Here is a 25,116-nt window from a genome sequence, read left to right on the forward strand (position 1 = left end):
TGATTCACACAAAATCATAGATTTTGGCTCTCTACTTATGGAAACTTAGCTTAATTGTGAATTAATTATTTCCATTACTTTTTCTTTAAATGTAGCAATATCTTTCTCAGCATTGTCTAGGCTGCTGCTCTTAACTGCTAAATAAACTTTCATCTTTGGCTCTGTTCCTGATGGTCTTACTACAAAATATGAACCATCTTCTAAGATGTACTTTAATACATTTGACTTAGGTAAGTCAATAGGAGCCTTAGTGTTATTTACAGTGTTTTCCTCAACACTTAATTTGTAATCTAATCTTGTAATGATTTTCACACCGTTAACTTCACTTACTGGATTATTTCTTAATGCTTCAATGCAGTTTGCTATCTTTTCTTGGCCTTCTTTTCCTTTTAATTCTAATGATACAAGAGTTTCTTTAAAATATCCATACTTTTCATATAAATCTATTAATGCATCGTAAAGACTCTTTCCTTGTTCTTTATAATATAGGCACATTTCACATACTAACATTGCTGCAATAACAGCATCTTTATCACGTACAAAGTTTCCAGCAAGATATCCATAGCTTTCTTCAAATCCGAAGATATAGTCTCTATCTCCTGCATCTTCAAATTCTCTTATTTTTTCTCCAATGTACTTAAATCCTGTTAATACATCCATAATTTCAATATCAAAATCTTCAGCAATACTTCTAGCACCTTCTGTTGTTACTATTGTTTTAATTACAACACCATTCTGTGGCAATTTATTAGTTTCTTTCATTGAACTTAATATATAATTAGTTAATAGTAATCCTGTTTGGTTACCAGTTAATACCTTGTATTCTCCAGTGCTATCTTTAACTACAAGACCTATTCTATCGCAATCAGGATCAGTTCCAAAAATTATATCTGGATTTTCTGCTTTAGCCATCTTTAATGCTAATTCAAATACATCAGGATTTTCTGGATTAGGATATGATGCTGTTGGGAAATTTCCATCTGGTGCTTCTTGTTCCTTAACAACTTTAACATTGCTATAGCCTAATTCTTTTAATACAGTTCTTACTGGAACATTACCAGAACCATGAATAGGAGTATATATTACATTTAAATTGCTGGCTTTTTCTTTAACTAAATCTGTTCTTATAGTCAAGCCTTTAACTTTTTCATAGTAAACCTTATCTACATCTTCTCCAATATATTTTAATAGCCCTTTCTCTAAGGCAACATTTTCATCCATACTCTTAATTTTTGAGAAATCATCTACCGCTTTAACAGAGTTAATTATCATTTTTGCTTTTTCGTCTGTTACTTGGCCGCCGAATTCATCATAAACTTTATACCCATTGTAAATCTTTGGATTGTGAGATGCAGTAATTACTATACCACCACAACATTTTAATTCTCTAACTGTAAAAGACAATACAGGAGTTGGTCTTAAACTTTCATATAAATATACTTTTATATTATTTGCACATAAGTTAAGTGCAGCTGCTTTTGCAAATTCCTTAGACATATTTCTTGAATCATATGCAATTGCAACTGAAGGATCTTTAAAATTATCATTTAAGTAATTAGCAAATCCTTGAGTAGCTTGAGCAACAGTATATATATTCATTCTATTGCTTCCTGCACCTATTACCCCTCTTAATCCACCAGTCCCAAAATCCAAATCTTGGTAAAATCTATCTTCAATCTCCTTTTCGTCAGATATGCTCTTTAATTCATTCTTAGTTTCCTCATTAATAAAGTCAGAGTTAATCCACACGTTATACTTTTCCTTATAATTCATTTTCTGATCCCCTCTCTGTGTTTTTTCTCCTATACATTATACAATATTTATCCATAATATAAAAACACTTTTATATATTTTGCATCATATATAAAAACCTGGATACTTTGCCAAGCACTTTTCCCTTCTAATCTATAATATTAACTGCAATAATTAAAATTATCCTAAAATATATCTTTGAAACAAGGTCACTTTTCATAATAATCATAAATTTACTATATAGATAAATAATTTAAAAATCCGATTCGCATCTTACAATAAACACCAAAATAAAAAGCAGGAACATTTTTATGCAGCAAGCATTTGAAAACGAGTTGTTAAAAGTGCTTAATTGTAGGTTGTTCGACTAATGCTTGTCACAACGAAATTGGGAACAAGCATTAGTAATGCAACCTGCAATTTAGTACTTTCAACGAAATTTTCATAGTCTTGCGAAATAATAACGTTTCTGCTTTTTTTATAATATTGCACTAATCTATATTACAAATTATTTATCTATATATACTATATTAAAATGGTTGATTATAATATTTAAAATTCAACTCTGTTTATCTGTAATTCTATTCTGCTTCTTCTTCCTTAGCTTTTTCTTCTTCACTTATTGATCCTATAACAGTTGATAAATCATCTAAAACTTCAATGCCTTCAGCAAATTTTAGGTTCTTAAAAGTATAAACTGTTCCTGCTTGTCCGCCAGAAACATCTAATTCAACATCCTTTGGTAAATCTTTTGCTTTACAAGATACCTTTACTAAATCTCTTTGAGTTTGTAATATTAATCCTTTGCTTTCTAAAATACCTTTACCAATAATCTTAATTAAGACTTCAGTATGCATTGTATCATTTGCTGCTACTTCTTCAAAATCAACATGAATTGCTTTATTTCCCAAGGCATTTCTTTGAATTTCCTTAATTACAGCGTTTCCTTTCCTTCCATCAAGATTAAATTTTACTATTCCATGCTCTCCACTAGCTGAGATTTCTTTTAATAATGATGATTCATCTACAGTAAATATTTCATTTCCTATTTCTTTTCCATAAATCACGCCTGGAATCTTGCCTTCTCTTCTTACCTTTCTAGCACCATGGCTAGCTGTTTTTATTCTTTTAGTTAAATTTAATTCCTCCATTATAAGTACCTCCTAAAAATTTATTTTTCATTTTCTTACAATGTATTTAATTCACATTTTAAGAATGTACATTCACGTTGGAATAAAATAAATAGGCCTATTGCATTTACAAGGTCTAATAGTTTTTCTAATATTAATTTTATCTGAAGAATTATGAAAAGATAAAATCAAGTTAGACTTACAATTAAACATTTAAAATCGCCTCTAATATTTATTGAATTTTTTATTTTCGTAATCTAATTACAATGTATATTATAGCACTTAATTACCAATTTACACAAAAAATAACAAGCTATATATTAATATAATAACTTGTTATTTTTATAAATTTAGTTTCTCTCAATTCTAACTTTACTTCCGCCCATACCTGATTCTGCAGGAGTAATCATAAGTTTCACTGGTACTCTATTCTTTATTGCTTCAACGTGACTTATTATGCCGACCTTTAATTTTTCATTATGAATCCTTTCTAATGAATTCATGACAACTTCAAGCAGATCGTCATCTAAGGTACCAAATCCTTCATCAAGGAAAAATAATTCTAATGGTGCTGTCCCCTTAAGCTGAATCTGTGCTGATAATGCCAAAGCTAATGATAAAGATGCTAAAAATGTTTCCCCTCCTGATAAAGTAGTAGAATCTCTCTTGGCTCCACCATTTTTATAATCTCTAATTATAAATCTGCTATTATCATCAACCTCTAGTCCATAATTTCCATGAGTTATCTCTTTTAATCTCTTAGATGCTTCAACTGAAACATACTTAAGCTTACTTGCTGCTACAAACTCAACAAATTTCTTTCCCTTAAATAACTTTTCTAAATCACCAAGAAGAGCCAATTTATGTTCTAGTTTCATCTTTTTATCTAAGAGGTCTTTCTGTTCTTCCAGCTTATTTTTTATGTTTTTTAATTCTTCATCTAACTTAATTTTCTCTTCATTAATTTCATTGAACTCTTTTTCTTTAATATCTTTTAAGAGTTTTATTTCTGTATATTCTTCTTCACTTAACTCTTTACCATCTATTTTATTAAGTAAACTTTCAATTGCTCCATTTACTTTTGATACTTCACTTTTATAACTTTCTACTTTTAATTTATAATCATTAATTTCTTCTTTTCCAATTATATTTTTTTTAACATCGTCAAGTGACTTAAAACCTTCACTGTCTATTGCAACTTCTAACTGAGCTTCTTCATCCTTTTTTCGTTTAATTAATTCCTTATATTTACTGATTGCAGAAATTAATCGCTCATTGTTTTCATTAAATTCTTTTTCTATTTTATTTTTATTGTTTTCACTTTCCTTAAACTCACTATTAATATTTTCAATATTCTCCTGAATTTTATGTAATAGTGAAACAAGATCATCTGCATTATCAACCTTATTCTTTATCGCTTGTATTTTTTCTTCTTTACTTTTTTCGTAACTACTCAATTCTGTATTATATTTAGTTAAGTTTTCTTTTACTAAGATTACTTCATTACTTAAATTTTCTTTATTCTTTTCTAACTTTTCTATTAGCTCCCTATTAGCTTTAATAACCTTTGATAATCTTTCCCGCTCTTTTTCAACGGCTTTAATTTCTTCGCTTTTTTTATTAAAATCACTTACTAATGTCTTTGCTCTTAGGCAATCCAATCTATTTTTTAGAATATTCAATTCTTCTGTATTTTCTGTAATACTTTTTTCCAAATCTTCAAGCTGTCTTTGGTTAGTTCTAACTACTGCTCGTAATTCATTTATTTCTCCAGTTTTAATATTAATTTCATTCCTTAGCTTATTAGCACCTTTTTCAAGTTCTTCTTTATCTTTAAAATAACTTTCTAAAGCTTTTTCTAAATCTATAAATCCCTGCTTTAACTCTTCCAAAGTTTTTTCCTTAAACGCAGTTCCGAGCTTTTCAATTTCTTCAAGATTAACTTTAATTTTTTCGTTAAAACTATTTACCTTAGTTTCACCTTGAGTTATTTTACTACTAATAATCTTTATTGAATTTTCTTTTAGTCTTATTTTTTCCTCTATATTCTCCACATCTTGAACTTCAAGGATCCTAATATTTTCTTTCATATGATGAGTTGAACCACATACAGGACATGTATCTCCATCTTTAAGTTCCTGTCTAAGAGTATGTGCTAAATTTTCTCTCATAATCTCCTTTTGAGTATTCTTTATTTCCTCTAGTTCTTTTTCAAGTTGCTTTTCTTCTTCTCTTCTACTTAATATATCTATTTGTAAGTTTTTTATCTCTTCTCTAGAGAAATCTATTTCTTTGTTCAGCTTTACATAACTGCTCCATTTTTGCTCATTTTCCACTATCAACTGCTTTAAATTAACCAAATCTTTTTGTTCACCTGGCGAATTTTTAAGTAAAAACTCATATTGTTTCTCTTTATCTTCTAAACTCTTTTTTTCTTTATCTAAAACTTCTCTTAAAGCTTTTCCTTTAAGTATAGTTTCACTATTTTCTTTTTCAATAGCTGCTTTCTTTTGCTTATCCTTAACTAGAATTCCATTTATTTTTCCTAACTTTTCTTCTACAATTATTCCTTCTTGAACTGCCTCTTTTAAGCTTTCTTCAATTTTCAAATTATCATATGTTTTTTCGTCTTCTTTTATTAATTTATTTTTATTACTTATTTCTTCTTCTATTTTAATGAGCTCACTCTGTATACTATTATTTTTAGCATCACATTCTTTAATTTCTGCCTTTAATAAATCTATTTTATTTTCTATCTCACGTATCAAATTCTTTTCTTCAATAGCATCTTTAACTTTTTGTTCCTGCATCATTAATTGAGGAAGTTTATTCTCTTTTTTATCTTTTGCCATACACCAAAGTTGCTCGATTTTTTCTTTTTCTTCTTTTATATTATCTATCTTTAATTTTAATTCTTCTAACTCAATCTCATTTTTATCAAAGGCTTTTCTAGTGCTTTCAAATGCATTTAAATAAGGTAGCACCTTTGCGCCTGCTTCACCTAGCTTTATCTTTTCTAGATATGAATTTATCTTTTCCTCTTTTTCCTTTAATTTTTGTTCTTTATTTTTATACTCTAATAAATCAAGCTGTAGCTTCCATATTTCTTCATTTTCTTTATGCTTCTTTTCTATTATATCTAATTCCTTTTTCAAAGCTTCCAGCTTATTTTTTAATTCATTAAAAGAATCTTCCTTTTCTTTTAATTTTTCTGGACTTACATCGTTGTATCCACTTAATTGTCCAGCCAAAATATTGCTATCAGTTCGCTCTTTGCTTATCTTTGCACTAAGTTTTCTGGATAAATTGTCTCCAAACTGTTGAAGGTTAAACAACCTTTCAAGCATATCACGCCTATCTTTGCCTTCAAGCTTTAAGAATTCACTAAACTTCCCCTGAGGTAAAACAACAGTTCTTGAGAAATCTTCTAAATTAAGACCTACTATCTCCTCAACTTTCTTATTTATAGTTTTAACTCCATCTGCTAAAATTTCTTCTTCTGAATTTGTTACTTCAACGATTTTACACTTTCCAGAGCTTATTCCTCCATCTTTTTTTCTTTTAAACTCCCTATCAATGATATATTTTCTTATTTCACTACCTGATATTTGAAACTCAAAATTTACATTTAATCTGTCACAATTAGTATTTATAAAATTGGAGCTTTTTCTTGATACATTTCCATATAATGCTAAAGTTATTCCATCTAATATAGTTGATTTCCCACTTCCAGTAGGTCCAAAGATTCCAAAAAATCCTCTGTCTGTTAATTTATCAAAATCTATAATTTGTTCATCCATGAAGCTATTTAAGCCCTTAATCCTCAATTTGATTGGTCTCATCTGTTTCACCCTCTTCATTTATAATTGATAAAAGCAATTCCATAACTTCACCTTCTGGAGGAGTCCCCCTTTCTTTAAGATAAAACTCCTTAAATATTTCCTCAAACGATTTTTCACTTAAGTTTAATTCACTCTCTTCTTCCAGTCCTTTAACCTTGGGCATTATTTCTAATATATCTGCTTTTAATTCTTTCATTTGCTTTATTTCATCTTCTCTTATGTATCTATCTGTGCTTATTTCTAAATACACCCAGCAATCTTTATCTTTATTTTCAGCACATCGTAATATTGCATCTTCAATACTTGAGCATTTCCAAATTTCTATTGGTTTATATACCCTTAAGTTTATTTCTTGTATGTCACATTCTTCATTAGCTTTTGCATCGACTATATAACATCTCTTTTCAAAGCTAATCTCTTTTTTGTTATAGTGAATTGGTGACCCACAATACCTTGCTCTTTTATCCGTTCCTGGAACTATTTGTGGTTTATGCACATGCCCTAATGCTATATACTGTGCTTCCTTAGGAAAACAACTTCCATCTACTATATAAGCACCTCCTAATTGGATGCTTCTTTCAGAACCACCTTCCTCACTTCCCATTGCAAATAGATGCGATATTATAAGATTAATTGTATCTTCTCTAAAATGACTTTTTAGCGAATTGAATAAAGAAAATATCTTATCACTATAGGATTTAGCTTTTTCCTCTTCATCTTCCATATAGTTATAAATAACTTCATTCAATCTTTTCTCACTTGGATAAGGCACAGTTAAAATAACTGCTTTTTCATTATTAATTTCAACTTCCACATACCCTTCTCCTGATGACAAAACTTTATGTTTCCCATACTCACCACAAGGAACTATAGTTTTTGGTGTCCCAACCATAATAATTCCATGATCACGAGCAAGTGGACCTGCCGCAACCAATCTCTCTGGATTATCATGATTTCCTGATATAACCAAAGTAAGTCTCTCTCCATTTTTCGATAATCTCTTTAAAGTATCATAAAACATTTTTTCTGCCCTTGCCGGAGGGTTTGGATTATCATAAACGTCTCCCGCAATCATTATTAAATCTATATTATTCTCTTCTACAATCTTAACAAAATCATTTAAAAACTCTTCTTGCTCATCCATTCGGCTTTGTCCTTCTAAATTCTTGCCCAAATGCCAATCAGCTGTATGCAATATTCTCAAATCATATCTCCTCCCCGTTAGGACCAATTTATATTTACATTATAGCCTACTTAAATAGATTTTTTCCAATACTATTTTGTGGATATATATGTCCAGATTGAATTATTCTAATCATTTCCATGTGTACCCATACATTTGATAAATTTTAGATATATTAATATAATGATTTTATTATTTGTATTGAGTTTTATTGTATAAAGCATGCTAGATATAAAAAACAAAGACTATAAAAACCTGTATTCATATACAGTAATTAATTTATAAAAAGGTAGGTAATATTTATGGAAAGAAGTAAATCTTTAAATACTAGCGAACTAGTATTAATGGGGCTAATGATTGCTTTAACCTATATCGCAGGAAGCATAATTAAAATTCCATCAGTTGGAGGCTTCGTCCAAATAGGCGACTGCATGGTATTCTTATCTGTAATAGTTCTAGGTAAGAAAAAAGGAGCAATTTCAAGTGCTCTTGGCATGTTTCTTGTTGACGCATTAGGTGGATATTATTTTTGGGCACCATTTACACTAGTTATTAAATGGGGAATGGCTTATATTGCAGGATTCATATTGGAAAAAATGTCAGAAAACAAAGTTACTGTAAGGTATACAATTGCATTTGTATCCAGTGGTATATTTATGGTGATTGCATATTTTTTTGCTGGAATAATAATATCAGGTTTTTTAACAGAAAAAATTGGGCTAATACAAGGAATAGCATATTCAGCTAAGGATATATTAGGGAACATAATCCAAGTATCTACTGGCATAGTAATTGCATTGCCATTAAGTGCAGTTGTATCAAAAGCGAAACAAACTGTATTCGCTCATTAGACTTCGCTTCTATAAATCATTTAAATTTTTATAACAGAAAATTTTAAAATTTTCTATCACTAAAAGTCTCAAGAGATTCCGTATCCTGAGATTTTTTTATCTGCATTTTCAAATTCAACTAAGAGATATCTAGGCGATGAATATATTTTCCTTTTTGTTCTCTTTTAAAATGTCCCCCTCTGAATTAACTTTATTAATAATTTATGCTTCAGGGTGGGCTAGATTCCTCCTATTTCACTCCAATGCAATCTTATATAATAAAAAGTGACTATATCATAATAATTAAAAAACTTAATATGATACAGTCACGGTAATTCATAAATTTTCAACCTCTATTTTATGCTCTGTTCTCCTCTGTCTTAGAACTTTCCATTATTTTAGGCATTATCATTGATGAAAATAACGATATAACAGCTATTCCTATAAGTATTATAAATAAAAAATGTAACGAACTGTTTAATGAAAGTTTTATCTGTTGATCAGTTACAGCTGAATTATACAAATTACTTGGATCAACTCCATTTATTCCTAATTGAGTAAAATACTTAATTATATATATATTAAATATACTACCAAATATGCTTACTCCTATAGTTTGACCTATTGTTTTAAGCAATGAATTAGCTGCAGTCGCAGCACCTCTCTTGTTATATTCTACTGACTCTTGAATTATTATTGTTAAAGTTGTAAATGCTCCACCAAATCCAAATCCCATTATGAAAGCATATATTATTACTAATAATATAGAAGATTCTGCATTCAATGTAGGCAATAACGCTGTACTAATTAGTAAGATAACATTAGATATAAGTATTACTATTTTCCCACCAAACTTTACTATGCACTTTCCTAAAATTACTGCAGCTATAAGCCAAGCAAATGACATGGGAGCTAGTGACAAGCCTGATATCTTAGCACTATATCCAAGTACATTTTGTATGTATATTGGGAGATAAACATCCGAACCCATTAATATAGCTGAAGCCAAGAAGCTTATTAAATTCACAATTGAACTTGTCTTTGTAAATATATCAAAAGGAATAATTGGCTCTTTTGCTTTTCTTTCAATTATACAGAATGCAACCAGTAATATAACCGTTGCAATGACGGATAATAAAATAAATAGGTTATTGCTGGAACTCATATCTTCATTTGATAAGAAAATATTTAAAAATATAACCATCGCCAGTGATAAAGTTATAATTCCTGCAAAATCTATGCTATGTTTTTTCTTTTCGAATACCTCATCTAAATTTCTTTGAATAAGTACAACTGATATTATTCCAAAGGGAAGGTTTATAAAAAATATCCAATGCCAAGATAATAAATCTATTAAAATTCCTCCCAAAAATGGCCCTACTAAACTTGCAATTCCCCAAACAGAACTTATTATTCCTTGGATCTTTGGTCTTTCCTCTAATGTAAATACATCTCCAATAATTGTATATGTAACTGTAAATATTGCTCCAGCACCTATTCCTTGTATAGCTCTAGCTCCTATCAGCATGTACATAGTTTGCGATAATCCACATAAAAAGCTTCCAATTAAAAATATTATTATTCCAATTGAAAGCATATTTTTTCTTCCATATAGATCTGATAGTTTCCCATATATAGGAGTAGTAATAGCAGAAGTTAGTAAATATACTGAAAAAACTGAACTAATAATTTCAAATCCTTGTAAATCCTTCACTATTGTTGGTATAGCTGTCGTTACAACAGTTCCTTCGACCGCTCCTAAAAACATTGCCACCATTAATGCTGCTGCAATGCTTCTTTTTCTTGAATTCATCTTTAAATCACTTCCTTATAAATTTCCTTTGTTTATTTTAAGGTCAACTTTATAATTATATATATACTTAGCTACTTATACAACATTATAATAATATTTTAACTTGATGTGCTACTGATTTATGATATAGTATATAATAAAATATTCAATAATTTAAGAGGGGTAATTATATGACAAAATCGACAATGTCAATGTCTTCATTTTTTCGCAATAGATTTGTTCGAGTAATTATAGCTTCTTCTATTTTTCTACAAATAGGAATATGGGTTCGTAATTTCGCCATATTATTATTTGTAATGGAGAAGACTAATAACAATCCCATTGCAGTTTCTTTAATTTCAGTTGCAGAATTTGCTCCAATATTTATATTTTCATTTATTGGGGGAACCTTTGCAGATAGATGGCGACCGAAGCGTACTATGGTTTGGTGTGATTTACTAAGTGCTATTTCTGTTTTTGCCGTTCTGCTTACAATAATCTTTGCAACTTGGGAAGCTGTATTTTTTGTAACATTTATTTCATCTATTTTGTCTCAGTTTTCTCAGCCTTCTGCAATGAAATTATTTAAAGTCCATGTTCCTGAAGAGTTTATGCAAACTGGAATGGCTATTTTCCAAACTCTTATGTCTATTTTTATGATTATAGGACCAGCATTAGGTACTATTGTTTTTCAAAAGTTTGGAATAGATATCTCTATATCTATAATGGGTGTAGCTTTCTTACTATCAGCTTCAGTATTAACCTTATTACCCGCTGATGAAATAATTGAGAAGAATGAAACTAGAAATCATTTCTTAGAAGAATTAAAAGAAGGTTTCGTCTATGTTTGGCAGCAAAGAGAGCTAACTATACTTGGATCTGTTTTTGCGGTATCAGGCCTTGCTGTTGGTATCATACAACCACTTGGGGTTTTCTTAATTGTTGAAAGACTCGGTCTTCCTAAAGAAAATCTTCAATTATTACTTATGGTAAATGGGGCAGCAATGTTTATTGGTGGCGGATTAGTTATGACAATATCAAAGAAAGTTATGCCTCAAAAGCTTCTTGCAATAGGACTTATAGTTAACACCATTTCAATGGTTGGCATGGGATTATCTTCAAGCTGGATTATAATTCTATTGTTCCAATTCCTTAACGGATTTTTTATGCCTTGTATTCAAATTGGTATTAACACACTAATTCTTCAATTAACGAAATCTGAGTTTGTTGGAAGGGTAAACGGAGTATTAAATCCAATGTTTATGGGATTCATGGTTATTACAATGTCAATTACAGGCTGGCTTAAAAGCCAATTTTCCCTTACTATTCTCTACATCTCAGCAGGCATACTTTTTCTAATAGGTGCAATGCTTACTTCATTGATATTTAATACTTCAATGCGTAGTGAAATGGATTCAGCAGAATAGAAAAGTGAAAAAGCACCACTAGATGTTATAAATTATGACATCTGGTGGTGCTTTGTTATTCTTAAAATACATATATTTATTTCAAGAATATAAAAATCCTTACTTTTCTATTGGATTCTTAGGACCTGTTAAATCTAGTTGATAAAAAACTAAGTCCAACCATTTACCAAATTTATAACCTGCTTTAGTTACTGTGCCAGAGTATTTAAACCCGAATTTCTCATGAATTTTGATACTACCTTCATTTAAACTATCAATACAAGCAACCATAGTTGCGTACTCATCTCTATTAGCAGAATCAATTAATTCCTTTAACAATATTTTTCCAATCCCTAAATTTCTACAGTCTTTATGAACATATACAGAATGTTCTATTGTGTACTTAAAGGCTGGATAAGTTCTAAACGATCCGTATGTAGCAAATCCTACAACTTTGTCATCTTTTTCAAACACCAATAGTGGGCATCCATCTTTTTTCTTTTCATCAAACCACTGTTTTCTTTCCTCAAGATTATGAGCAGTATAATCATAAATCGCTGTTGTATTTAATATAGCATCATTATAAATCTCTAAAATATCTGCTAAATCCTTTTCCGTTGCTTCTCTTATCATTTTTCATATCCCTTTCAAAATAAACTAATCTTCCTATATTTTAACACCTATGTGCAATATGTAAAATTATTTTTTTAACAACTCCATTTTATTAATTTTCATAGCGATAAAACAGTTTTCAATTACTGGTAATTAAATAATAATAAATTGAACTAAGTAAAAATACAGCATACATGAACTTATTTACCTATAGTCCGTGTACGATGAACTTTACTAATATCTTTAATTGTTCATTTATTATCATAAGCAATGAAAGATTGGTTCCATTTTCTTATATGTACAAAATTCTTTATATCCGAGTTCCTTAAGTTCATTTTTTACATAAGAAATCTTGCATCCTACATCATCTTCCTTATGCGAATCAGACCCTATTGTAATAATAGTTCCTCCTAATTCTCTGTATAACTTTAATATTTCTCTAGAAGGTGTCAAATCATCTAACCCATATCTAAAACAAGATGTATTAATTTCAATTCCTTTTCCATTAGAAATTACGTGAGCTAAGATTTCTTTTACAATATCGCTTACCTTTTCGAAAGGATATTTTCCCATCTTATCATATCTATTAATCATATCTAAATGTCCTAAAACACTATAGTCATCATATTTCTTTATTACTTTTAATATTTCCTCATAATATTTCTCATTATATTCCTTTTGTGTCTTTCCTTTTTGAAAATCCTGTGTCCAAAATGCCTTATTATCTACCTGATGACAAGAGAGTATAACAAAATCAAAGCCATATTCATTAAAATCCTTTTGGAATTCATCAATAGTATGTTCTTGCATCCCAAATTCGATTCCAAGTTTCATAGTAATTTTATCTTTATATTTCTCTCTGCATCTATTAAATTCATTTATATAAGCTATATAATCGCAATTTATATCTACTTTCACTCCATAATCAACATGCTCTGTAAAGCATATTTCATCAATTCCTAAAGATATCGCTTTTTTGATCTCATCTTCCATAGGATAAGTGGAATCATCACTAAAACTTGTATGCATATGATAATCAGCTAACATAATTAAATTTCCTCCTCTATTAAGGCGCAATCAAATAAATAAAAAGTCCATTTACCAGCCTATTTCCCATCATCCCACGTCGACAAATTGACCTAATAGGCCCGCTATGAGGGCAATCCGTCTCCTTACCTGACGGAAAATATCCATAGCAACTTTGGACTCGTTATCTATTTCCATGTGCCTAACAACAAAATATTATTACAACTATTATTACTATTTCTTAAATATAAACTTCTCAATTAATTCAGCAACAACACCTTCATTATTATCTGCTTCTGTTGTATAATCACAAGCGCTTTTTACATCTTCAACTGCATTTCCCGCAGCTACTGATAGGCCTGCTACTTTTAACATAGACATATCGTTGTAGTTATCTCCTACAGCAATTGTTTGTTTAATATCTATATCCAAAATTTTTGCCAGGTTAATTAGACCACTTCCTTTATCTACCCCTAATGAATTAAATTCCATATATCGATTTGACGAATAACTTACAGCACAATACCCCTCTGTAATACTTCTCATATCTGGCTCAATACCCATAAGATATTGAACATCTATATTTTGATATATAATCTTTGCAATTGGTTCCTTTTCAAGAAAATCCACTGTGTTTTCTTTCATAATAGTACACTCTAATTTTTGATTTTTAATTCTTTCTTTTTCACTTTGTGATAAATTATAAATATACAATTTATCTTTTGTATAAACATGTATACAAACATCCTTATTTAATCCATATTCAAAAATTTCTTTCATCTTATCGAATCTTAATCCTTTAAATTGCAGTAGCCTGTTATCCTTATTTTCTGTTAAAGCGCCTCCATTAAAGGAAATAATATATTCACCAGCCTGATCATATAAGTCTAAAATTTTCAAGTCCTTCTGAATAGAAGAATAACCTCTTCCTGTAGCTGGTACAAATTTTACTCCATACTCTTTCTTGGCTCTTTTTATTAAATCAATATTTCTTTGACAAATTATATGATTATCATTTAATAATGTCTCATCCATATCACAAGCTATTAGTTTATATGCCATAATTTTGCCTCCTCCTATATTGCTCATTTTTATATACTTTTCTAAAATATTTAAAACGAAATCTGTTTCTAGGACTGTGTATTTCTACTACTTTCTAAAGTCACTTGCAGGTTTGATTTTATTGTAACTCTCCAAAGAATGAAACAATGTATGAATCTTGTGCTGTGAATATATACTCTACTTAATTATTTTCTTTATAAAAAATAAACTGCTTGTACTCTTTAAAAATCATCTTTATAATAGCTACTCAAATCCTATTATAATTTCTACAATATAATTTATATGCTAACTCCATTGATATTTTAAGTTTATAATTCATCAGTTTAATTTAATGATAATAATTTTTATTAATGCTAAAATAAATATATATGTTGCACTTCACAATTCATATTTCATAATTACGGCTAAAATTCTTCAAATATTTTTAGAATTATGATGAAGAATTATTTTAGCAACATATATAGTACTTTTCCTTAAAAAGTATTAATGACAAATTTAATTATTTATTGACGACATTCATTAATAAAATAATTCATCTAAAAATGTAAACTTCACCAAGGAGATAATTATCATGACAATTTATAATTTACTTTTATATGCGAATAATTTAACTGAAACAGAAAAATTACTTGCAAATTACATATTGGAAAATCAAGAGCAAGTTGCTGGTATGTCACTAGATGAATTAGCCAAAGTATCTTTTTCATCAATCTCAACTATACACAGACTATGTAAAAAAATCGGATTAACTGGCTTCAAAGAATTTAAAATCAAGTTTGTTGAAGAACTATACTCCAAAATGAATAAACCAGAAAATATTGATATAAATTTTCCTTTCAAGAAAGACGATACACAATTTCAAATTGCAAGTAACATTAAGCAACTTTATATTGATACCTTAACCAACACTTTTTCCTTCTTTAATTCCGAACAGCTAGAAGATGCTGTTGATTTAATTTATAATGCCGAGATAGTCGATGTTTATGCCGTTACAAATAATATACAAACGGCATTGAACTTTCAAGATAAAATGCAAAGCATCGGTAGATACGTTAATGTTTCACTAATTCCAATGAACCAAGTATACCGTGCTGCCGCTTCCAATAATAAAAATAAGCAAGTTGCAATTATCCTTTCTTATTCTGGTAAGACACCTGAAATTAAAGAAATTGCTTTAGTTCTAAAACGTAAGGAAATAGAAACCTTAGTTATCTGTTCAGCTCAAGAAAACTATTTAACTAAGTTATTTAAATATCATATATTTGTTTCTAGTAAAGAAAATTTAAAAAAGAAAATTTCTCACTATTCTTCTCATATTGCTACACAATATGTTTTAGATGTCATATTCTCTTGTATCTTTAACAAAGATTATGAAAAAAATATGGAGTATCGCTTAAACGAATTTAACAAGTTAGATCATCGACAAGTAGAAGAATGACCTAATCTTTAAACGCTTATGCTTCGTACTTGGCATTTACATTTTGTTCATTTACATTATAGTAGATAACTATTGATAATTATATACATGCACTCAAAACAGGTACTTATTTTCAAATATTCCTTTAAATAATAAAATTATCTGAAAATATTTTTCAGATAATTTTATACTCATAGAAATATATAATTTTTATAGATTTCAATTAACATTAAAAACCTAGTCAGCTTTTCTTCATTCAACATAATTATTTCTTACTAATATCTTTTTATATTTATAAAACAATTATTTAATCTCTCTCAAACAATTGTTGCAAATCTTCCTTTGATAAACTGCCTAATAAACCGCTATTTTTAAGTTCTCCCGTTAGAATACTGTCAATAAGTTGTTTTTTATCTTCTTGAAGCAAAATGATTTTCTCCTCTATAGTTCCTTTAGATACTAACTTAATCACCTCTACTACATCTCTTTGACCAATTCTATGAGCTCTATCAGTCGCCTGAGCCTCAACTGCTGGATTCCACCAGGGATCAAAATGAATAACCAAATTAGCTGATGTTAAGTTAAGTCCAGTCCCTCCAGCCTTTAAGGAAATCAAAAAGACATTCACAAACTCATTAGTATTAAAATCTTTAACCATTTTTATTCTATTTTTAGGACTTGTTTTTCCGCTCAAATGGAAAAATTCTACTTTCTCCTTATTTAAGCGATCACCAATCCTATCTAATGCAGAAGTAAATTGTGAAAATAGAAGTATCTTCCCACCAGAATCAATATGATTCTTAATGATTTCTACTACTTTTTCTATTTTCCCACTTCCTCCATTATAGTCTTCAAGTATAAGTGAAGGATCTAAACATATCTCCCTTAGCTTAGTTAAGTATGAGAATATCTCGATTCTACCATCTTTGTTATTCTTCATTGCAGCTTTTACTCTTTTTACATAATTACTATACACAGCTTTTTGAGCAGATGTCATTTCAACTAATAAAGTTTTTTCTATTTTATCTGGTAATTCATTCATTACTTCTTTCTTAGTTCTCCTTAAAATAAAAGGCTTTATCATAGTCTTAAGATTCTCTAAATTATCTTCCCTTCTTGAAATAAATTTTTCCTCAAACTTTTCTTTAGTGTAGAGATACCCTGGCATTATAAAGTCAAATATAGACCAAAGCTCTGTTAAATTATTTTCAATAGGTGTTCCAGTTAAAGCAAATCTAATTTTTGCCTGAATTTCTTTTACAGTTCTTGAATTCTGAGCTTCCGAATTCTTAATACTCTGCCCCTCATCAATTATGCAATAATCAAACACAATATCTCTATAATTATCTATATCTAATCTCAATGTTCCATAGGTAGTTAGCACTACATCATATTCACATATATCTTCAATCAATTTATCTCTCTGAGTTCCATGAATCATCACAACCCTTAAACTTGGCGCAAATCTTAAAATTTCATCTTTCCAGTTATAAAGCAATGATGTCGGACAAACTATGCAAGTCTTTTTGTTCTTCTCTGATAATAAGAATGCTATAACTTGTATTGTCTTACCTAATCCCATCTCATCTGCTAATATTCCTCCAAATCCCACTTCACTTAAGGTCTTGAGCCACTTAAATCCATTAATTTGATATTCTCTGAGAATTCCTTTAAAATCATTGGGTATAGGTATATTTTTATTCTTTATACTGGCTAACTTATTCCCTACCTCTTCTAATTCACTGGAATTCTCTATAATTCCTAAACCTATATTCTTTATATTTTCATATAGACATAAGGCTTTATTCTTTTCCATTTTAAATTTTTCATTATTTGAATCTACATTTATATTCAATACTTCCATAAGATTAAAAAAACTTCTCACACCATTATCTTCAAAATCTAAAAAATCATTATTTCTTGTTTTGTAAAATTTACTTTTACCTTTATGTGCTTCTAATGCACTATTTAATTCTTTTATTCCTAATTCCCCTATATTATAAGAGAAACTATAACTTCCCTCCACTTCATCTAAATCAACTCTAATTGAATCCGAATTATATATTTTTTTATTGCTAAGGCCATTTCCTAACATAACATTTCCCAAAGAGTGAATTGTCTCTCCTTTTTCGCTCAGTATATTAAACAACTCCTCATCTTTACCTATAAATACAAGTCTGTTATCCATTTTTGCAAAACTTAGCTTTTCAACTTCCATAAGAAGCTTTTCTTCTTTTTTATAATCTCTTATGAATGTATACGAAACATTTTTCTCATCTAGTATATTGATTTTTGTATTGCCATAACTAAGAAATATATCACAATAAATCTTTCCGTCCCCTTCATATAGAAAAAATTCAGGTCTTGATAAATTAGATGCATAATTTCTTAAGTTTTCCGCAATATTTATGTTACTCGAAATTCTACTTAAAATGGACATTAGTTTAGTATAAGTATCTATATCTTTTCTATAGGTGATTCTACCATGAGCCAATAATTTTTCATGCAGGCTAATGTAATTATCAATTTGATTTCTTGAAGGTAAATAGAGTTCATTCCTAAAATAATAAACATCATTGTTTGAATTTAGTGAAATGGGAAGCTGCTTATGAGTAGTCAAGACTATCATTCCATTATCTTCTTTAACATTAAAGGTTATAGGTAGATCTTTATGCAATATTGGTGCTGTAATTTCAATATAATCAAACTTAAATTTTATTTTTCTAGCCTCTATACCTTTTAAAAATTTTCTAAGTTCCTCTGGCTTTAGTATAAGCTTTCCGCTTCTCGAAGGTGTTTGTACCTCATAATATAGAGAATCCTTTTCTATTTTACGAATAAGCCTTGTGCTATGATTATTTCCCCATATTTTATATTTTTCTGTAGTTTTCTTTTCAGAATTTTCATCTTTATTGTTGTCATCTTCAAGTAGGCTAATGAATTTATATTCAGTCGCAGTTATATGACTACAAATTAATGTGTATCCACTTGAAGTAAATTCTTTAAACTCATCACAAGAACAGTTAGCACTCTCTAGTTTTTTCCTCTGGAGATTGATTTTGATATGTGTACTAAATTCGTTAATTCTATTTTTGTCCGTAACTTTTCCATAAATATGATATATATTATCTATCTTTTTCCCCTTAAAATAAGTGACTAAACCATTATTAAATTTAACCTCTCCCTCTCTTTTCATAGTAGATGAAGCTGATTTAAATAATATTGACTTTAATTCTTCTAGTTTCAAATAACCACCTCTTTCATGACAAGCACAAATAAGATTCTAGCCATTTATTTAATCTATAAATTATAAATTAAATATCACTTTTACCTCTAATAGTTGCATTTCAATAATGCTATTTTTACATAAAATATATTATAACATAGTAGTTTAAATTTTTTATCTTTGATCAAAAAGTCCAATCAGAAACTATGCTACAACCATCGCTTAAAACTCTTCCTTCAGTAACTTCTACCATTTCCAGCTGTATAAATACATCCAATGCTAATTTAAGGTTACATGAAATTTTAAAATTTTATATCAAATACTAAGTTAGAATTTTTTATACTTGTTTAAAATACTACAAATAATCTTTTATTGAAATAATTGAAATAAATGTAGAGAATAAAAAAAAGCATAGTGATGGAACACTAAGCTCTCCTAGAACTCTTTAGTTTTAATATAAAATTATACGCCGCCTCATCTTCCCACTGAGATAGCTTAACATGACCTAAATTAACTCCATCAATTTTAAAATTTAAAATCTCCTTTAGGTTATTGTAATATAATTCCCTATCTAATTTGATTTTGCTAAATAAAATCTTTTGAACACATGGTTTACTATTCGCATCTGATGGAAGCATCATCATAGCAACTCCACCGGTGTACTTATTTTTATTCAGGTTTGGTTTGATCATATTTATATATGTAACCCCATCATTTGAGCTGCTTAAATTAAAAAATATCATTTTATCGGATACAATATACTTCCCAGTAAAATATTTAATCACCTTTTCATCTGAACAAATCTTAAAATTTACATTTTCATTCTTAATTTCTACGATCCCTTCATGCAAAGATCCTTCTTTAGCTATGTTAGTAACAAAAAAATAAACGTAATATTTCTCTTCAAAAATATCTGATCCAATTTCATTATTATTTTCTAAGTTCTCAATATCTTCTGCTGTTAGCGGTATAGAAATAAGCTTTTCAATTGCTATATTATATACCTCAGAAATATATAGTAATGTTTCTATAGATGGAAAAGCATCTCCTGATTTATATTTAGATAATAAATCCTCAGATATACCAATTTTACCAGCTAACTTTTTTTGTGTTGACTCCAATTGAATTAATTTTCTTAGATTATACGTAAAAACCTTAGATGTCTTTTCATATATATCATTTTTTAATGCTTTTACTTCATTAATATTGTTATACATAATATCTGAATCAGCTTTAATATAATTTAATTTGTTCTTTATCTTTTCATCTATTTCTTTAAATTCATATAAATCTTTATTCAAATTCCTCACTCCATATTGTTATCATATAATGATAATCAAATAAGTTGAATTATATTCAACTCAATATTTTATATTTTTCAATTATCTTAGACATTTATATATAGTAATTGAAACAATTCAATTACTATATTACCATAATATTGCAAACTTCAAAATACAATATATTTTAAGGAGATACTTATGTCTAGATCAATATCTAAAAATGCTTTTTTTAAAGCAGTATTAAATGTTTCAAATATAATTTTGCCTATAATAGTTATGCCAATAGTTCTTAGCGCAATTCAAGATAAATTAAACGGGTATATGACAATGGGGGAAACCTGGACTGCAGTTTTTATGATTTTTGCAAGCTTTGGGGTCTATCAATATGGTTTAAGAGAAGTAAGCAAAGTAAGAGATGATAAAGATAAACTAACAAAAACAATTACTAGCCTATTTGTAATTACCACCACAACAACAGCTGTAACTTCTATTTTTTATGCTATCTTTTTAACTATATTCCATAGAAATGATGCATATTTTTATACTTGTATGGTTATGGGATTAAACATAGTCTTTAATATGTTCAATGTTGAATGGATTAATGAAGCTCTTGAAAATTATGATTTTATAGCATTAAAAACTATGATAATTAAAATAATATATAATTTATTAACAATATGTTTTGTAAAAACCCAAGCTGATTTTTTATTTTACATATATCTTACTTGTGGTATAAATTTTATTAATAACATATCCAGTTTTATATATATAAAAAAGACTATACACTTTAACTTCTCAGATTTACAAATAAAAAAACATATAAAGCCTATGTTTTCAGTTGTAATACTTGCCAATACATATATTTTATATACTTGGCTTGATAAAAACATGCTAAACAGTAATTTAGGATCAACAGAAGCAGGATATTATGGAGTGGCCCAAAAGATAATGTCAATGATAGATATCTTAATGTTTACAATAGTTCAAGTCTCTATGGCTAGACTTTCTAACTATTTAGAAAATCATTCAAAAGAAGTCTATTTGACTTTATTAAATAAGGTAATTAAAATATATTTCTTGTTCTTATTTCCAGCCTCAATAGGATTACTTGGAGTTTCTAAACAAGTTATCATAATTATGGGCAAAGGTACTGATATATATCTTCCAGCTGTGCCACTACTAATGGTGTTTTCAATATATATGCTGACTATTGGAATTGATAGAATTATTTCAGATCAGATAATTTATATTTTCGGGAGAGAAAAAACAGATGCTAAGTTAGTTTTCATTGGAGGGATATTAAATTTGATCTTGAATGCTCTTTTAATATTTAACAATATGTTCACACCAACAAAAGTAATCGCAACAACTTTGGTTTCAAATTTAGTAGTTATGGCTTTAGAATATAGATTAGTAAAAAATGAACTTAACATAAATATAAGATTATTTGCTTTTGAGAATTTTAAGTATTTATATTACTCTTTAATATTTATCCCAATAACCTTTGTTATAAATAATTTTATATCTGGAACTATATTATCCTGTATCCTTGATATACTTGCTTGCTGCAGTATTTACTTTATAATTCTTATAGCAACAAGAGATAGCGTATTCTTTGGATTATTAAGCATAGTCTTTAAAAAATTAAAAGTGTTAGTTAATTGTACTTTCTTTTCAAATAGAAGAAACAGTAAATAGTTTATTTTTATTAAAAACTATTTACTGTTCTAAATTTTACAAAAAACTTAATATATTTAATTTAAATTAAAACTCAAAATAAATTATTAGCCTAATAACATTTTTTTCATCAATACGTTTAAATAATTATTATAGAATTTTTACGCAACTAACTTATTAACAATTATTTTTACTATAGATTATTTATTAAATCTCTTACTTCCAAGCTTCATATGAAATTGAGGATCTTTTGGTATACTCGGATTAACACCTCTCAAATTAGGTATCTCTCCACATATTAATTGCATTGGCACTATGAAATTAAATGTTTGATGATGCTCATCTTCACTAACATTTATTTGTAGATTTCTATCATCTGAAGCAACATTTCTTCCTATTACGTAAATATTGCTTGTCCACTCAGATAGAACTTCAATCATTTTTGCTACTCTTGGTTCTTTCCCTGTATCTAATATAAATATTGTTGAATCACTATTTATTGCATTATATATACCATGTATAAATTCTTCAAATTCATATCCTGTAACAGGCACTCTCATAGTTTCTAATAACTTCAATGCACTTTCTAAAGTATCGCCATATAATTCTGCTGGACCTATTATTCTTATTTCTTTAGCTTCTACTAATCTGCTTTTATTTTTCTCAATCCATTGTTCTGACTTTTTATATACTTCTTCAAATCTATCGCTAGCATCTAATATTTTATCTATTTCTTCTTTGTATTTTTCTTCAGATATTTGTCCATTTTCTTTTCCTAATTTAAGTCCAAGAAGCATTAAGTTTAACTTTGTGCAATAAAAACCTTTAGTTTTAGCTCCAGCTTTTTCTTCTCCACAGTATACTGTTAAAATATAATCTGCAGCCTCATCTATTAACGCATTTTCACATCCTGCCATAGATGCAGTAATACAACCACATTCTTTTGCCACTTTCATTGCATTATAAGTCGAATAACTACTTCCGCCTTGTGATATACCTATTATCAATGTTTTTTCGTTTTTACCTTTGAATGTATCTTTAGTTATCATAAATGGATACATTGCTGTAACTTCAGCATCTAATATTCCTTGCAAATAAGTTTGCACTTGTACCCCTGAATGATAACTTGTTCCTGATCCTGTAATTATAATTTTGTTTATGTCTTGCTTTATTATTTCTTTAAATAATTCATCAGATTTTGATATTATCTCCTTCATTTTAGTTGGAGTTTCTAACATATAATCTTGTATTCTCATTTTTATTACCTCTTTCTCTTATTTTTTATTATAATAGCCATATTGCATGCAATATTATTCCACCTACTATAACACCTAATGTTATTTTAGTAACGCTTACTTTCTTCTTTAATAGATAGTAAATAAAGAAGGCAAATAATAGTGGCAGCATGTTTGGCAATATTTTATCTAATATATCTTGAACTACTACTTTTGCACCGTTTAAATTGAATACCAGCGGAGTCTTTATCTTTAACATAGTAGCTACCATTCCACCAACAACAAATAATCCAACAGTTGTTGCTATAGACATTATTTTTTCCATTAATCCTTGTTTTTGTATCTTTTCTAATGAGTTAACTCCTAATTGGTACCCATATTTTAATCCCAGTATTCTAATTGCAAAACCTGGTATATTATATAATAGCAAGAACAGTATTGGACCAAATATATTTCCTTCACTTGCTAAGGAAACACCTATTCCTGCTGCTATAATTCTAAAAGTTCCCCAAAAGAGCGAATCTCCTATTCCTGCTAAAGGCCCCATTAAAGCAGTCTTTATTGCACTAATTGCGCCTTCATCAAAATCTGAATTATTTGAATTTTGCTCTTCCATTGCAGCAGTAATTCCTAATATTGTCGGAACAATTACTGGGGTTGTATTAAATATCTCAAGATGTCTTTCCAGCGCTTTAGCTTGATCTTCTTTCTTTGAATAAAGTTTCTTAATAACTGGTAACATTGCATAACAGTAGCCTAAATTCTGCATTCTTTCATAGTTAAATGCTCCTTGAAGAGCGAATGAACGCCAAAATACACTTCTTAATTCCTTTTTACCTAGCTTATTCAAAGTCAATCTCCCCTTCCGTTAAATTATTCGCAACTGCCTGCTTAACTGTATTATTCTCTTTTGTATTGATGTAAATATTTAATATAAATGCAACACATGCTCCAAATAAAGCTATTGCTGTTATATCTAATTTAGCGTACGATGCTAATAAAAATCCTATGAAGAAAAATACAGCCATCTTCTTTGAAAGTAACATATCCATTAATAGTGCAAATCCTACTGCTGGTAATAATGATCCTGCTATTCCAAGCCCTTCTAAAATTATCTTTGGAATAGAATTTATTAATGCTGTAACAGCATTTGCTCCTAACATTATTGCTAAAAATGTTGGAATAAAAGTACTTAGGAAAAATAATAGTACTGGAATCCACATCATTATTGCAATACCTCTGAAATCAGCTTTTTTAGCATATATACTTGCCTTTTGAGCAAAATAAGAATTCACTATTCTTACTAGCACCCCTAGTGATTGTGCTAAAACTGCAATCGGTACAGCCAAAGCTAGCGCCACTTCAACACCATTTCCAGATAATATTGCAAAAGCTGTCCCTAATACACCACCTGTTACAACATCCGGTGGTGTTGCTGCACCTATTCCTGCAATACCCATCCATATAAGTTCAAGTTGAGCTCCTATAATAATACCTGTTTTTAAATCTCCTAAAATTAGCCCTACTAAAGCACCTGTTATTATCGGTCTTTCAAGCATTATCTGCCCAAAAATCCGCCCATCCAGTATACCTATTCCTGCAAGTAATCCCAGCATAATTGCTTGTGCTATCATAATTTTTTA

At 28.9% G+C, this 25,116-nt stretch carries 17 protein-coding genes; 4 read left to right on the top strand and 13 right to left on the bottom strand.

Going from position 1 to position 25,116, the window contains the following annotated elements; translation table 11 throughout:
- Nucleotides 1–45: 45 nt before the first annotated feature.
- From ACJDTP_RS01555 to ACJDTP_RS01570, 4 genes are all read right to left on the bottom strand, one after another.
- Nucleotides 46–1,773: a phospho-sugar mutase gene (locus tag ACJDTP_RS01555; RefSeq protein WP_103698173.1), complete on the bottom strand. Its 1,728-nt coding sequence runs from the start codon at nt 1,771–1,773 to the stop codon at nt 46–48.
- A 560-nt stretch (nt 1,774–2,333) separates the two neighbouring features.
- The gene (locus tag ACJDTP_RS01560) at nt 2,334–2,903 is read right to left on the bottom strand and encodes a 50S ribosomal protein L25 (protein WP_077843674.1); all 570 of its coding nucleotides are present in this window, start codon (nt 2,901–2,903) and stop codon (nt 2,334–2,336) included.
- Nucleotides 2,904–3,232: 329 nt separating this feature from the next.
- Nucleotides 3,233–6,724 carry an AAA family ATPase gene (locus tag ACJDTP_RS01565; RefSeq protein ID WP_406760280.1) on the bottom strand — a complete coding sequence of 1,164 codons (3,492 nt, stop codon included), beginning with the start codon at nt 6,722–6,724 and terminating at the stop codon, nt 3,233–3,235.
- On the bottom strand, nt 6,699–7,928 hold the full coding sequence (locus ACJDTP_RS01570; protein WP_078116455.1) for an exonuclease SbcCD subunit D: 1,230 nt from the start codon (nt 7,926–7,928) through the stop codon (nt 6,699–6,701). The genes ACJDTP_RS01565 and ACJDTP_RS01570 overlap by 26 nt, the downstream gene beginning before the upstream one ends.
- Before the next feature lie 281 nt (nt 7,929–8,209).
- Between ACJDTP_RS01570 and ACJDTP_RS01575 the strand changes: the two genes are divergently transcribed.
- Nucleotides 8,210–8,758, top strand: coding sequence for an ECF transporter S component (locus ACJDTP_RS01575; RefSeq protein WP_077838175.1), 549 nt, complete (start codon nt 8,210–8,212; stop codon nt 8,756–8,758).
- Nucleotides 8,759–9,095: 337 nt separating this feature from the next.
- Here ACJDTP_RS01575 and ACJDTP_RS01580 read toward each other — a convergent pair whose 3' ends face one another.
- Nucleotides 9,096–10,550 carry an MDR family MFS transporter gene (locus ACJDTP_RS01580; RefSeq protein WP_078116456.1) on the bottom strand — a complete coding sequence of 485 codons (1,455 nt, stop codon included), beginning with the start codon at nt 10,548–10,550 and terminating at the stop codon, nt 9,096–9,098.
- Nucleotides 10,551–10,720: 170 nt separating this feature from the next.
- Here ACJDTP_RS01580 and ACJDTP_RS01585 point away from each other — a divergent pair, with 170 nt between their 5' ends.
- The gene (locus ACJDTP_RS01585; protein WP_406760281.1) at nt 10,721–11,956 is read left to right on the top strand and encodes an MFS transporter; all 1,236 of its coding nucleotides are present in this window, start codon (nt 10,721–10,723) and stop codon (nt 11,954–11,956) included.
- Between the two features lie 99 nt (nt 11,957–12,055).
- Here the strand turns inward: ACJDTP_RS01585 and ACJDTP_RS01590 are convergent, their stop codons facing one another.
- The 3 genes from ACJDTP_RS01590 to ACJDTP_RS01600 form a co-directional block, all read right to left on the bottom strand.
- On the bottom strand, nt 12,056–12,568 hold the full coding sequence (locus ACJDTP_RS01590) for a GNAT family N-acetyltransferase (RefSeq protein ID WP_406760282.1): 513 nt from the start codon (nt 12,566–12,568) through the stop codon (nt 12,056–12,058).
- Between the two features lie 240 nt (nt 12,569–12,808).
- Nucleotides 12,809–13,594 carry a histidinol-phosphatase HisJ family protein gene (locus tag ACJDTP_RS01595; protein ID WP_406760283.1) on the bottom strand — a complete coding sequence of 262 codons (786 nt, stop codon included), beginning with the start codon at nt 13,592–13,594 and terminating at the stop codon, nt 12,809–12,811.
- 213 nt (nt 13,595–13,807) lie between these two features.
- Entirely contained in the window at nt 13,808–14,635 is an 828-nt protein-coding gene (locus ACJDTP_RS01600; RefSeq protein WP_406760284.1) for a Cof-type HAD-IIB family hydrolase, read from the bottom strand.
- A 571-nt stretch (nt 14,636–15,206) separates the two neighbouring features.
- Between ACJDTP_RS01600 and ACJDTP_RS01605 the strand changes: the two genes are divergently transcribed.
- Nucleotides 15,207–16,073: a MurR/RpiR family transcriptional regulator gene (locus ACJDTP_RS01605; protein ID WP_011968316.1), complete on the top strand. Its 867-nt coding sequence runs from the start codon at nt 15,207–15,209 to the stop codon at nt 16,071–16,073.
- 286 nt (nt 16,074–16,359) lie between these two features.
- On the opposite strand, the gene ACJDTP_RS01610 is transcribed toward ACJDTP_RS01605, so the two are convergent.
- Together ACJDTP_RS01610 and ACJDTP_RS01615 are read right to left on the bottom strand one after the other, a co-directional pair.
- Complete coding sequence (locus ACJDTP_RS01610) at nt 16,360–19,299, bottom strand: DEAD/DEAH box helicase (RefSeq protein WP_406760285.1); 2,940 nt, start codon at nt 19,297–19,299, stop codon at nt 16,360–16,362.
- Between the two features lie 404 nt (nt 19,300–19,703).
- Entirely contained in the window at nt 19,704–20,579 is an 876-nt protein-coding gene (locus ACJDTP_RS01615; RefSeq protein ID WP_406760286.1) for a helix-turn-helix domain-containing protein, read from the bottom strand.
- Between the two features lie 180 nt (nt 20,580–20,759).
- On the opposite strand from ACJDTP_RS01615, the gene ACJDTP_RS01620 reads away from it, so the two are divergent.
- On the top strand, nt 20,760–22,259 hold the full coding sequence (locus ACJDTP_RS01620) for an oligosaccharide flippase family protein (protein ID WP_406760287.1): 1,500 nt from the start codon (nt 20,760–20,762) through the stop codon (nt 22,257–22,259).
- A gap of 179 nt (nt 22,260–22,438) precedes the next feature.
- Here the strand turns inward: ACJDTP_RS01620 and ACJDTP_RS01625 are convergent, their stop codons facing one another.
- From ACJDTP_RS01625 to ACJDTP_RS01635, 3 genes are read right to left on the bottom strand one after another with little or no spacing between them, the layout of a single operon-like run.
- Nucleotides 22,439–23,494, bottom strand: a complete 1,056-nt coding sequence (locus tag ACJDTP_RS01625) for an SIS domain-containing protein (protein WP_077853740.1) — start codon at nt 23,492–23,494, stop codon at nt 22,439–22,441.
- 28 nt (nt 23,495–23,522) lie between these two features.
- Nucleotides 23,523–24,323: a PTS system mannose/fructose/sorbose family transporter subunit IID gene (locus ACJDTP_RS01630; protein ID WP_077842420.1), complete on the bottom strand. Its 801-nt coding sequence runs from the start codon at nt 24,321–24,323 to the stop codon at nt 23,523–23,525.
- The gene (locus ACJDTP_RS01635) at nt 24,316–25,107 is read right to left on the bottom strand and encodes a PTS mannose/fructose/sorbose/N-acetylgalactosamine transporter subunit IIC (protein WP_077842419.1); all 792 of its coding nucleotides are present in this window, start codon (nt 25,105–25,107) and stop codon (nt 24,316–24,318) included. The genes ACJDTP_RS01630 and ACJDTP_RS01635 overlap by 8 nt, the downstream gene beginning before the upstream one ends.
- Between the last annotated feature and the right edge of the window lie 9 nt (nt 25,108–25,116).

It is taken from the genome of Candidatus Clostridium helianthi, from assembly GCF_045310795.1.
Classification (GTDB): Bacteria; Bacillota; Clostridia; order Clostridiales; family Clostridiaceae; genus Clostridium; species Clostridium helianthi.

Excerpts from the sequence above, each read along its gene's own strand:
- ACJDTP_RS01565 (WP_406760280.1), bottom strand. The coding sequence starts at position 6,724 with ATGAGACCAATCAAATTGAGGATTAAGGGCTTAAATAGCTTCATGGAT.
- ACJDTP_RS01555 (WP_103698173.1), bottom strand. The coding sequence starts at position 1,773 with ATGAATTATAAGGAAAAGTATAACGTGTGGATTAACTCTGACTTTATT.
- ACJDTP_RS01585 (WP_406760281.1), top strand. The coding sequence starts at position 10,721 with ATGACAAAATCGACAATGTCAATGTCTTCATTTTTTCGCAATAGATTT.
- ACJDTP_RS01575 (WP_077838175.1), top strand. The coding sequence starts at position 8,210 with ATGGAAAGAAGTAAATCTTTAAATACTAGCGAACTAGTATTAATGGGG.
- ACJDTP_RS01595 (WP_406760283.1), bottom strand. The coding sequence starts at position 13,594 with ATGTTAGCTGATTATCATATGCATACAAGTTTTAGTGATGATTCCACT.
- ACJDTP_RS01600 (WP_406760284.1), bottom strand. The coding sequence starts at position 14,635 with ATGGCATATAAACTAATAGCTTGTGATATGGATGAGACATTATTAAAT.
- ACJDTP_RS01590 (WP_406760282.1), bottom strand. The coding sequence starts at position 12,568 with ATGATAAGAGAAGCAACGGAAAAGGATTTAGCAGATATTTTAGAGATT.
- ACJDTP_RS01560 (WP_077843674.1), bottom strand. The coding sequence starts at position 2,903 with ATGGAGGAATTAAATTTAACTAAAAGAATAAAAACAGCTAGCCATGGT.
- ACJDTP_RS01580 (WP_078116456.1), bottom strand. The coding sequence starts at position 10,550 with ATGAATTCAAGAAAAAGAAGCATTGCAGCAGCATTAATGGTGGCAATG.
- ACJDTP_RS01620 (WP_406760287.1), top strand. The coding sequence starts at position 20,760 with ATGTCTAGATCAATATCTAAAAATGCTTTTTTTAAAGCAGTATTAAAT.
- ACJDTP_RS01635 (WP_077842419.1), bottom strand. The coding sequence starts at position 25,107 with ATGATAGCACAAGCAATTATGCTGGGATTACTTGCAGGAATAGGTATA.
- ACJDTP_RS01625 (WP_077853740.1), bottom strand. The coding sequence starts at position 23,494 with ATGAGAATACAAGATTATATGTTAGAAACTCCAACTAAAATGAAGGAG.
- ACJDTP_RS01605 (WP_011968316.1), top strand. The coding sequence starts at position 15,207 with ATGACAATTTATAATTTACTTTTATATGCGAATAATTTAACTGAAACA.